A 10622-nucleotide genomic window follows, 5' to 3' on the forward strand; every position below is an offset into this window, starting at 1 on the left:
CTGTTTTTCATATTTTGGAGATTAGAAAACTTGGCATTCGCTTTAGGTTAAGCGAATTGCCTTAGTTGCACTTATGCAGAAAGAAATTTGGATATAATTTCTTTACTGCCAAAAATGCCTCCCGTTCATTTTCAGAATAGGAGGCATAGCTGGTGTGTGGTAATGAAAAAAGAGACTACTCCCTTAATCAAGAACAATCAAAGCCAAATCCTATTCTGAAAAGTTCAGTTACAGCATGATGAAAAGAGCAGATAAAATCCGCTGTTTGCCATACTTTTACTTGAATGTTTTCTGAAAAAATAGGATTAGTTTCGCATGTTCCCTTGGTTCACCCTTTAAGTTTTTAGTTAATATAAGTATAAATGAAATATTTTTATCTGTCTAGAGTCTTTCCATGAGAAGTGGATAACTTCTCTACGCCCGAAGCGTTGGATAATAAGATCGAACGGTCGAATAGGGCGTCTCTCTACGCCCGAAGTGTTGGACAATAAGATCAAATGGTCGAATAGAGCACTCATCTTTAGGCGCAAATTGGCCAAAACTTGGGGAAACTATCCATACCACATATATATTGTGATAAAATGCCGTTAGTAGCTTCAAGTGGGAGAATGGGATCTGTATAGGCAATATTTCTTAACGGAGTTGATTAGATGATTCTTTGGATTAACGGAACTTTTGGTGCAGGCAAAACGACAGTTGCATACGAATTACATAGAAGAATTAAAAATTCATTTGTCTACGATCCTGAGAGACTTGGCTATGTTTTTATGGCAAATGTGCCAAACAAGATTTCAAAAGATGACTTTCAGGATTATCCATTATGGCGAGAAGCAAATTATAAATTACTAAAGCAGGTTTCTGAGGAATACGACGGAATTATAATCGTACCAATGACACTGACAAACGTGAATTATTTTGAAGAGATAATAGGTCAGTTAAGACAAGATGGTATCGAAGTGAAACATTTTACGCTTTCTGCTTTCAAACAAACGATTGATCAACGATTGAGAAAAAGATTGGAAGGCAAGAATTCATGGGCACATCAACAAATGGATGGACGTATGAAAAGCTTGGCAAATCCCTTGTTTAACGAACAAATTCAAACTGATAATATGTCAATTAAGGAGGTAGTTGAAACCATCGCTGACTTAGCCTCTATTGAATTGCTGTCTGACGAACGATCAAAAATCAGAAAATCAATGGACCGGCTGCGAGTTACGTTAAAGGAGATTCGCATATTTAAATAAAAATCACCGATCACCTTTACAAATCAAAATATTTTTTATATAGTATAGATACCTAATAATTCTAGGTAGGTGAAAAAATGTTTAATCGTGAGCTTGTAAAAGGGAGCACATCTCTGCTTGTACTGCAGTTATTAAATGAACGTGATATGTATGGCTATGAGCTGGTCAAGGAAATGGATCGGCGGAGTGATCACCACTTTCAGATGAAGGAGGGGACACTGTACCCGGCACTTCATAAACTTGAAAAACAGGAATATATCGAATTTTACTGGCAAAACCAGGAAAAAGGTCCAGCCCGAAAATATTACAAAATAACCGAACAAGGAAAAAGCATTCTCCAGGAACGGACGAGTGAATGGCATCGATATGTTCAGGTCATGAACAATTTAATCGGGAGAAATGAATCATGAGGCCTGAGGCTCAACGATTTCTCCAGGAATTGGATGAAGAAATCGGCAGGCATCCTAATAAGAAAGATATTATGGCAGAGTATGAGCTGCATGTTTATGAACTTTTAAATGATGAAGCTGTGGGTGACGAAGATGTTTATACTATATTGGTAAAAAGACTGGGATCACCCATAGAAATTGCTCAACTATGGGAACAGGAAAAAGCGATTACTCCGAAGAAGACTCAGTGGTTATTCGTGCTAATCAACATTTTTTTGTTTATTGCAGGCATTGTACTTACAATCAGCTATAATATTTTCAGGTGGGAATGGATTGAAATACTATGGGAAGGCTTAACAGAGGCGACTTCCATCATTATCGTGGTATATATTTTATTTTGGGGTCTTTTAGGATATGAAATTGGGAAAGAATTTGGAGACGGCGGTCGCAAACTCCTAAAAAAAACTTTTCTATTATCCATTATTCCGAACCTGTTATTGATGTACTTAACAATTTTCAAGCTTATTCCCTATGAGTGGTTTCAACCAATTTTAAGTGTTAGGTTTATTATAATCTGTATTATTTGTACCGGAATTTTATATCCTGTAAGTTGGCTAGGGTTTAAATGGGGCAGAAAAGCCTCTGTATAATAGGGGACTGAAGGTGATCTTCACTTAATTTAGCCCCTGTTAACGTATTTTTTTGTCTATATACATAGAAATTCTATGTATATAGAATAAGTTAAGTATTGGAGGGATCTTAATGGAAATAAAAATTGGTAAGAAGGACTGGATGTTCCTGATTGTTTGTTTGGCTTTAGGGATATTGGCAGAAGCAAGCTTTTTCCATGGAGAAATTGGATTGTCCTATCTTGTTTTTATTGCTGGCTTTTACCTTGTTCTGTTTCTTCGTTACCGGCTGGCTTTCCAGCATCGCAGAATTGGTTTGTTGCTTATGGTGGCGATATGGATACTGGCGGGGAGCTATGCGTTCTATGACAATGTTTTATTTTATAATTTAAATTTAATCATCATTCCAATCCTGGTTTATTTCCATATCGTGCTCATAACCAGACCAAACCAGTTAAATTGGGCAACCCCTGGATTTGTAAAAATATTGGGGATGAAACTTAGCGAAGGCAAAAGTTATTGCGCAGCTTTTTTCAATAAAGGATTTAGGAAGCTTTTTAAAAATATGGATGAAGAATTGTTTCAAACAATGAAGCGGGTACTCATAGGTTTGACAATTGGTGCACCATTACTGCTGGTTATTACAGGACTGCTTATGTCAGCAGATGCGGTTTTTCAGGATGTTATTTTACGTTTGCCACAGTTTATTTTAAGTCTTAATTTTTTGGAGGGCTCATGGCGGGTTGCGGTTGTATTATTTCTTACACTTTTATTTTTTGCGATTTTCCAAGTTTTACATGTGAAATCAGAGCCGGAAGAGAGCTTCAGGCCAATAGAAAAGGCGAGGGCAGGTTGGAATAGTATCACAGTCATCACCATTTTAATCATGTTGAATGCAGTGTATGTATTATTTGCAGCTATCCAGTTTCAATATTTTTTCGGTGAAGGACTGCAGGAGGGCTATACATTTGCTGAATATGCACGTAAAGGTTTCTTTGAGCTTATTGTAGTTACATTAATTAATTGGTCCATTTTAATAGCTTGTTTAAAATTTGTTAAGGAATCACATAATGTACCACGTTTGACCTTGAAAATAATGTATTCACTGCTTATTTTGGTGAGTGGTATTATGCTTGCCTCCGCATTTGGACGATTGAGTTTGTATGAAGCAGCATATGGATATACGCTGGATCGTTTACTGGCACATGCTTTCATGATTTTGCTTATCGTTATTTTTGCATATACATTCATAAGGGTATGGTTGGAGCGATTATCACTGTTACATTTTTATATTATTGCAGGCCTGTTATTTTATACGGGAGTAAATGCCGTTAATATGGAACAGATAGTTGTGGATAATAATCTGAAGAGATATGAGGAATCTGGAAAAATTGATATTTATTACCTCAACTCCCTTTCATACACAGGATTAACTGGATTAATTGAGCTGTATAAAATAGAACAGGATTATCCGGAATTGAAAAGGATATTGAATGACAGACAGCAATGGGGAGATAAACAGCCTGAGGACTCTTGGCAATCCTTTAATTTTACGAAACAAGAGGCAAAAGAGAGACTCAAGGAACTTAAACTTTAGAAAAATTAAAAACGAAAGGATGAAAGCTGATGAATATTCCGGAACATGTGGCAATTATGATGGATGGTAATGGACGATGGGGGAAAAGAAAAGGTCTCACAAGAAGCCAGGGACATTTTGCAGGTGCAAAAGCGATGGAGAAAATAATTGATGCGAGTATGGATATTGGCATCAATTTTTTAACACTCTATGCCTTTTCCTCAGAGAATTGGAAAAGACCTGAGGATGAAGTGAACTATCTCATGCATTTACCGGTAAAGTTTTTTAAGCAAAAGCTTCCGGAGTTTATGAAGCGTAACATAAGAATACTTGTTTCAGGGAATATTGCAGCTCTTCCTGAACCAACCAAAAATGCACTTATAAAAGCTGTTGAGAAAACAGTAGATAATACTGGACTGACGGTCAATTTTGCCTTTAATTATGGTGGCAGGGATGATATTCTGCAGGCTGTTCGCAAAGTGATTGGTGAGGTGCAACGCAATAACATAGATTTTGATGAGCTTAATGAAGGAATGTTTCATCAGTTCTTATATACGAGAGACCTGCCAGATCCTGAACTGGTCATCCGAACCGGTGGTGAGAAGCGGGTGAGTAATTTCCTCTTATGGCAATCCTGCATGTCAGATCTATACTTTACGGATGTTTATTTTCCTGATTTTGATAAGGATATGCTTATAGAAGCTGTCAGCGAATTGCAGAGAAGGGGTACAATACGGGCTATTTAATAACCTTGAATAAACGGTCCTCATTTTAAATTAATGGGGTCAGTTTAATATTTAAACTTAATTACCATACATCAAGTTCATTCTTATTATTAACATAATTATTTTATTCTGCTATTTAAGATTGGGCTAATTGTTACTATTCGAAGAGGTAGTTAAAAATTGAAGGTTTCTTCATTCAAACAAGTACCTACAAACTTCAATCAAGGTTTAGGCGAATAAATAGTTCCCACGGTGACAAAATAAACATCGAGTACAAATGGAAACAGAATTTAGCTAAACCAAGGAGGGCTTCAAAGTGGGTAAACAAAAAGTAGCGGTGATTACGGGCTCAGCGCAAGGTATTGGAAAAGAATTAGCTGAACGATTAGCGAAAGATGGTTTTTCTATCGTATTAAGTGACCTTAATGAAGAGATTTTAAAAGAAACAGAGAAAGAATTTAAAAATAATGGTGTTAATGTAACGTCTTTCATTGGCAATGTATCAAAACTAGAAGATCAAAATGCACTAGTTAAGCATGCTGTAGATACTTTCGGTAATATTGATGTGTTTATTAATAACGCGGGGATTGAAGGGCAAGTAGCACCACTTACAGAAGTAGAGCCAAAAGCGATAGATTCTACTCTGGACGTAAATGTGAAAGGTACTATTTACGGCATACAAGCCGCAGGAAATCAAATGAAAAAGCAAGGAACTGGTGGTAAAATCATTAACGCTTGTTCTATTGCAGGGCAAGAAGGTTTCGAAATGTTAGGTGTGTACTCCGCTTCGAAATTTGCAGTTAAAGGATTAACTCAAACTGCGGCAAAAGAACTTGCACCATTCAAAATTAATGTTAACTCCTATTGCCCTGGCATTGTAGGGACAGGTATGTGGGAAAGACTTGATGAAAAGATGATGGAACATATGGGAACTAAAAAAGGGGAGGCATTTGCAAAATTTACTGAAGGAATTGCACTTGGTCGTCCTCAAACTCCGGAAGATGTAGCTAATTTAGTTTCTTTCTTAGCTTCATCTGATTCTGATTACATTACAGGCCAAAACATTCTGACTGATGGTGGTATGGTGTTCAATTAAATAGATGTTTATTTCATAGGAATACCGTCAAGAATATGATGTTATCTATATATAACAAGCCTAATTTCTCGCTTATAATTAGGCTTTATAATTCTTTAAAAAAGAGTTAAACATCATTGCCCCGGTATACTTTATTTTATCAGTTTATCAGTTACAGCCCGTTAGAGTGTTGTACCTTTAGTGCTTCGTATGCCTTTCTTATTAATACAAGATTAATCCAAAAGATCAAAAAGGGAATAACTACATGTAAGGATGCTAGAAATCCATGGGCAGTGTAGTATTGAACATTAGCAACAGCAAATATAGCAATTGACAGCCAAATTAGATTCTTTGGTAATTTTCCTACAAGACCAACTATAAACATAGCAATATAAATGTATTTAAACAGGGCAAAAGATTTATGTATCTCCCAATAAGAATAGTCTTGAAATATAGCAACTCCTGCCAAGAATACTTGAATTAATATACTTAAAAATGCCAACCAAGATAAAACTAAATATACTTTTAAAAAGCTCTTTCTCATTTAAACCCTCCTTTTTTTATACGCATTAATGAAGTTTCTTGGAACGGCATCTTGACTACTACTTCATGTTCTAACGCTGCTAAGAACCTTTTCATTATCTTCACTTCTTCATTCAATCTTACCGTGCGAATGAATTCCTAGTAAGGAGCCAGAGAAGTATTTTATGTTAAGTCTTAAGGCTTATTAAGCTCTTCTGCCAGTTACTTTAAGTGTAATCGCTCGCAGTTTTTATATAGTTTAACATAAAATCCCATATATCCCCTTGGGAATCTATCAGATAACAGAACCCCTTACATTTTATTAAGGTTATTTCTTTGTATAGGTCTTCCATTCACAAACGATGGATAATTGTCCATCTTTCAGGTGCCCCGTAAGACTCCCATTCATTTTGTCCATAAAGCTTTTCACAATTGATAAACCTACCCCGGTGCTTTTTCCTGAACGGGATTGATCTGCCATATAAAACCGGTCGGAAATATGTTCTACATCCTTTTCAGTTAATGAATGTGTATCATTCTTAACCATTAGTCTGGCCGTTGAATCTTTTTCTTCAAGACTGATGTTGATATTCCCATCTGAGTGGTTTAGGCAATTGGAAATCAAATTTTCAATCACTCTTATCACAGCTGCTTCATCAGAGTTAATGAATATATCGTTTTCTGGAATGTGTATGGTAGGTTCCATGTTATTCTCATTAAAGCGGTCATAAAAACTCATTAATACATCAATTGTTATGCTCCTCAGATTGATACGTTCAGATTTTAGATGATGATCCGTGGATTCAATCACGCTCAGCTCAAAGAAATCATTTAATAATGTTTCCAGCCTTTTTGCACGACTCTTTGCAATGGATAACAATTCTTTTTTTTCATCTTCTGGACCGTCTGCGGATTCAGCCATCTGGATGTACCCTAAAATAGAAGTTAATGGTGTTCTCAAATCATGCGACATATTGGCAACTGCTTGCTTTTGTTCATTTTCAAAACGGACTCTTTTTCTATTCTCTGTCACGTACAAATCAATCAGTTTATTAATTTCCAACCCCAGGTTTTCGATATCTTTATTAATAAGTGCCATATCAATTTTTTTATCCGTCTTTCGATTGTTATAGATTTGTAGCTGCTTGCTTATCTTTTTTACTTCTTTTTTTAACGCAAATAAGCGGGTGAGAAGGAAAACAGCTACTATTGATATAATTATTACTAAATACAACATTCCTCTCACCCGCTTTTCTATAACTATTTAATTTCTTTTCGATTGATAATAAAAACTCCACATAACATGATGACAATTAATGACACTACTCCAACGAGGATGGATTTTATGATTTCACCGTTTGTCATTGTAAACTTGAATACGTCACTAAATTGATAAAAGATAGTATGCTCATAAAGCAGCTCAATAAATGGTGTCTTAACTAGTTTTTCTACTGCAAACATTACGATTGTAAATAATATAGAAAAAATAATTGTCTTTCCACTATCTTCCGTAATAATTGCCAGTAATACCATGATTGCTGTATAGCCTAGAAATTGAAGTATAAATAAGCTGTAAACTCTGCCTAAATACATCATATTAGACGGATTCAATATATCCCCATGTCCAAATAAAATGACCACAATGACAGCTGTTACTAATGGAATCAGTATCGTTACAATAATTGCCCCGAGTGAAAAAACAAGATACTTCGCTATAAAAATTTGAGATCTTTTATTACCACTTATCATTTGATTTTTGATTACGCCACTATCTGAGAACTCGATCGAGATAAAAAAACCTGCAAGTGTACTGACGATTAAGTTGAAAAATAGAGGGACTGTAAAGGTTGATAAAGCATTCAGTTCACTTAAACCTGCACTGTCAAAAGCAGTACCCTGCACCATCCACCAATCCGTTATGATTAGAAAATGCAACAATGCACTTAATCCTGTTACGCTTCCGAATATTACCCAAAATGTTTTATTTCGCTGCAATTTAAATATTTCTGCTTTGATCAAATTACTCATGTTCTGCACCTCCCACAAGCTTTGAAAAGTAGCTTTCCAGACTGTCACCATTTTGAGAGAGATGTTCGATCACAAGCCCATTGTTTGTTAATGCACGTGAAACAGTACGTACATCATCGAGATAATTGTAAAGTTTCATTGTACCATCTTGCATTACTTCAAAATCGGTAGTGGACAGTTCCTTTTCCAGTACAGTTGCTCCCATCGTTGGTTGATCAACTTTTATTCGCAAATGCTGTCTGCATTTTTCATCCAGCTCTTTTGACGTGAGTTGTTCAAGTAGCTTCCCTTTATGGATGATTCCATAGCTCGTAGCAAGTTGATGGAGCTCACTTAATATATGGCTTGAAATTAAAACAGTAAGTCCTTTTTCACGATTTAATTTCTTAATTAATACCCTCAGCTCAACGATCCCCATTGGATCCAGTCCGTTTGTTGGTTCATCGAGAATTAAGAACTCCGGATCACTTAATAATGCGATAGCAAGTCCCAGTCTTTGCTTCATCCCAAGCGAGAAATTTTTTGCCTTTTTCTTGCCCGTATTTAAAAGACCAACTAGTTCCAGTGTATTTTTAATACAGTCTTTACCTGGTATTCCTTTTTGTAACCGGTGTACTTCCAGGTTTTCGTAAGCTGTCATATTTGGAAAAAGTGCAGGATTCTCTATAATTGCTCCGATCCTTTTTTGTGCTTGTGTTAAATATTTTTTACTCGTGTTTCCGAAAAGCTCAATTGATCCACTTGATGCGAAAGCCAGTCCTGTTGCTATCCGCAACATCGTTGATTTTCCAGCGCCATTTTGACCGATAAAACCATAAATTTCGCCTTTTTTTAGTGTTAAATTGATATTATTAAGGGCAAAATCATGTTTATATTTTTTAGTAAGATTCTTTGTTTGAAGAATGTATTCACTCATACGCATGTAGCCTCCCTTTCAATCGTTAATGCTAGTGTAGAACCGAATTCATAAGAAAGGCTTAAGGCGAATCTTAAGAAATCCTTAAGATTTGATGCGGTAGCCCATACCCCAAATGGTTTCGATATACTCTTCTTCCGGATTGGCCTTGGAAAGCTTTGTTCTTAAGTTACTCATATGGACATTAACCGTATTATCATCACCATGGAATTGTTCGTTCCAAACACTTTCGAACAGATTGGATTTTGTAAAGACTTTCTTAGGGGATGACATGAGAAGGACTAAAATAGAATATTCACGGACGGTTAATGTAAGCTCAGTTCCATTTACCCAAACAGTTTTCGCTTCCAAATCAACCACGATATCTTTGTGTGTTAACTCTTTTCTGTCTGGTGGCTCACTTGTGCGTTTGTATCTTCTTAAATGGGAGTCAATTCTTGCAGATACTTCCTCAATATCAAAGGGCTTTGTAATATAATCATCAGCCCCTGCACGCAGGCTGTTTATTTTCGACTGCTGCTTTCCCTTTGCTGAAATAATAATAACAGGTACTGTGCTTTGAGATGTGATTTTCGTTAGCACCTCTTCACCGGACATTCCGGGAAGCATTAAATCGAGCAATACTAAATCCCAGTCCTGTTTTTCCAGATAAATCAGTGCCTCTGTTCCGGAATAAGCAGGCTGAGGGAAGTAATTGCTTCTCTTAATAATTTTACATAATAATTGATTAATATCATTGTCATCCTCAACAACTAATATGTTAACTTGCTGTTCCATTTTATTTTCCCTCTCTTACTAAGTCATATATTCAAGCAGATGCCATCCCAGCCGGAGCACCAATCATACTTATATTATGTTGATCCGTTGTTTCTTTATTATAATCTTTAAGTTTGCCCTGATACACTAATTCGAAATTCCCCACTGCCTGTAAGTCATGCGGTGTTACAAGCGAAAGTGGCTTATTGAAATCTATGCTGTCACTTTGTTGCAGTACGGATGCAACGAATTGGGAGCAGAAAAAGGCATTTTCCCTTTTTAGTTGCTTATTAAAAATAACGGCAAATAACCCGATTAGATTGTACCGATAGTTTTCTTTTAAAGCTTCAATTCTCTTATTATAATTATTCATTTTATTAAACTCAGTTTCATTAACTGTCCAACAGTAGACTGCACATGTTGCATTTTTAAATAATCCTTCATTTATATTTTCACTAACAAATCCGCCAATAAACGGATTTCCCGGCCTTTTTCTCCCAAAGCTGTATACTTGCGATAAATTTTCATCGAAGGCTATCGATGCATGGTTATATGGCTTCTTTGTATATAGTTTTATTGTTTTTGTAAATAATGTACCTGTATCACTTAATAGTATATATACCTTTTTTTCCGACATAATAAATCTCCCCTTGTTTTAACTTTCTAACCCCAATATATAAATGAAACAATAAGAAATAGTTAAATGAACCTTAAGAAAGTCTTAAGATTGCATTTAAAATCACTTTGTTTGGTTATCTA

At 35.8% G+C, this 10622-nt stretch carries 12 protein-coding genes; 6 read left to right on the forward strand and 6 right to left on the reverse strand.

Features of this window, described 5'->3' with window-relative positions; genetic code table 11:
- Positions 1 to 650: 650 nt before the first annotated feature.
- The 6 genes from CIL05_RS18150 to CIL05_RS18175 all read left to right on the forward strand — a co-directional run bounded on the left by CIL05_RS18150 (position 651) and on the right by CIL05_RS18175 (position 5662).
- On the forward strand, positions 651 to 1247 hold the full coding sequence (locus tag CIL05_RS18150; protein WP_095656954.1) for an AAA family ATPase: 597 nt from the start codon (positions 651 to 653) through the stop codon (positions 1245 to 1247).
- A gap of 77 nt (positions 1248 to 1324) precedes the next feature.
- Positions 1325 to 1657 carry a PadR family transcriptional regulator gene (locus tag CIL05_RS18155; protein ID WP_095656955.1) on the forward strand — a complete coding sequence of 111 codons (333 nt, stop codon included), beginning with the start codon at positions 1325 to 1327 and terminating at the stop codon, positions 1655 to 1657.
- Positions 1654 to 2286 carry an HAAS signaling domain-containing protein gene (locus tag CIL05_RS18160; protein ID WP_095656956.1) on the forward strand — a complete coding sequence of 211 codons (633 nt, stop codon included), beginning with the start codon at positions 1654 to 1656 and terminating at the stop codon, positions 2284 to 2286. The genes CIL05_RS18155 and CIL05_RS18160 overlap by 4 nt, the downstream gene beginning before the upstream one ends.
- 112 nt (positions 2287 to 2398) lie before the next feature.
- A complete protein-coding gene (locus CIL05_RS18165) occupies positions 2399 to 3862 on the forward strand; it encodes a DUF4153 domain-containing protein (RefSeq protein WP_095656957.1) in 1464 nt (487 codons plus the stop codon).
- A gap of 29 nt (positions 3863 to 3891) precedes the next feature.
- Positions 3892 to 4587, forward strand: coding sequence for an undecaprenyl pyrophosphate synthase (uppS, locus tag CIL05_RS18170; protein ID WP_095656958.1), 696 nt, complete (start codon positions 3892 to 3894; stop codon positions 4585 to 4587).
- Positions 4588 to 4882: 295 nt separating this feature from the next.
- Complete coding sequence (locus tag CIL05_RS18175; protein WP_095656959.1) at positions 4883 to 5662, forward strand: acetoin reductase; 780 nt, start codon at positions 4883 to 4885, stop codon at positions 5660 to 5662.
- A 151-nt stretch (positions 5663 to 5813) separates the two neighbouring features.
- Here CIL05_RS18175 and CIL05_RS18180 read toward each other — a convergent pair whose 3' ends face one another.
- The 6 genes from CIL05_RS18180 to CIL05_RS18205 form a co-directional block, all read right to left on the reverse strand.
- Entirely contained in the window at positions 5814 to 6185 is a 372-nt protein-coding gene (locus CIL05_RS18180) for a DUF6220 domain-containing protein (RefSeq protein ID WP_095656960.1), read from the reverse strand.
- Positions 6186 to 6491: 306 nt separating this feature from the next.
- Positions 6492 to 7400, reverse strand: a complete 909-nt coding sequence (locus CIL05_RS18185; RefSeq protein WP_095656961.1) for a sensor histidine kinase — start codon at positions 7398 to 7400, stop codon at positions 6492 to 6494.
- Between the two features lie 23 nt (positions 7401 to 7423).
- Complete coding sequence (locus tag CIL05_RS18190) at positions 7424 to 8191, reverse strand: ABC transporter permease (protein WP_095656962.1); 768 nt, start codon at positions 8189 to 8191, stop codon at positions 7424 to 7426.
- Positions 8184 to 9107 carry an ATP-binding cassette domain-containing protein gene (locus CIL05_RS18195; protein WP_095656963.1) on the reverse strand — a complete coding sequence of 308 codons (924 nt, stop codon included), beginning with the start codon at positions 9105 to 9107 and terminating at the stop codon, positions 8184 to 8186. Before CIL05_RS18195 ends, CIL05_RS18190 begins: the two co-directional genes overlap by 8 nt.
- An 84-nt stretch (positions 9108 to 9191) precedes the next feature.
- Positions 9192 to 9884, reverse strand: a complete 693-nt coding sequence (locus tag CIL05_RS18200; RefSeq protein ID WP_095656964.1) for a response regulator transcription factor — start codon at positions 9882 to 9884, stop codon at positions 9192 to 9194.
- Positions 9885 to 9915: 31 nt separating this feature from the next.
- Positions 9916 to 10500 carry a hypothetical protein gene (locus CIL05_RS18205; protein ID WP_095656965.1) on the reverse strand — a complete coding sequence of 195 codons (585 nt, stop codon included), beginning with the start codon at positions 10498 to 10500 and terminating at the stop codon, positions 9916 to 9918.
- Positions 10501 to 10622: the final 122 nt, after the last annotated feature.

Origin of the sequence: Virgibacillus profundi (assembly GCF_002287375.1) — a bacterium.
GTDB classification, from domain to species: domain Bacteria; phylum Bacillota; class Bacilli; order Bacillales; family Amphibacillaceae; genus Virgibacillus_K; species Virgibacillus_K profundi.

Bases quoted from the DNA above. Each gene is read 5' to 3' on its own strand.
- CIL05_RS18160 (WP_095656956.1), top strand. From the start codon at position 1,654: ATGAGGCCTGAGGCTCAACGATTTCTCCAGGAATTGGATGAAGAAATC.
- uppS (WP_095656958.1), top strand. From the start codon at position 3,892: ATGAATATTCCGGAACATGTGGCAATTATGATGGATGGTAATGGACGA.
- CIL05_RS18180 (WP_095656960.1), bottom strand. From the start codon at position 6,185: ATGAGAAAGAGCTTTTTAAAAGTATATTTAGTTTTATCTTGGTTGGCA.
- CIL05_RS18155 (WP_095656955.1), top strand. From the start codon at position 1,325: ATGTTTAATCGTGAGCTTGTAAAAGGGAGCACATCTCTGCTTGTACTG.
- CIL05_RS18185 (WP_095656961.1), bottom strand. From the start codon at position 7,400: ATGTTGTATTTAGTAATAATTATATCAATAGTAGCTGTTTTCCTTCTC.
- CIL05_RS18200 (WP_095656964.1), bottom strand. From the start codon at position 9,884: ATGGAACAGCAAGTTAACATATTAGTTGTTGAGGATGACAATGATATT.
- CIL05_RS18190 (WP_095656962.1), bottom strand. From the start codon at position 8,191: ATGAGTAATTTGATCAAAGCAGAAATATTTAAATTGCAGCGAAATAAA.
- CIL05_RS18195 (WP_095656963.1), bottom strand. From the start codon at position 9,107: ATGAGTGAATACATTCTTCAAACAAAGAATCTTACTAAAAAATATAAA.
- CIL05_RS18205 (WP_095656965.1), bottom strand. From the start codon at position 10,500: ATGTCGGAAAAAAAGGTATATATACTATTAAGTGATACAGGTACATTA.
- CIL05_RS18150 (WP_095656954.1), top strand. From the start codon at position 651: ATGATTCTTTGGATTAACGGAACTTTTGGTGCAGGCAAAACGACAGTT.
- CIL05_RS18165 (WP_095656957.1), top strand. From the start codon at position 2,399: ATGGAAATAAAAATTGGTAAGAAGGACTGGATGTTCCTGATTGTTTGT.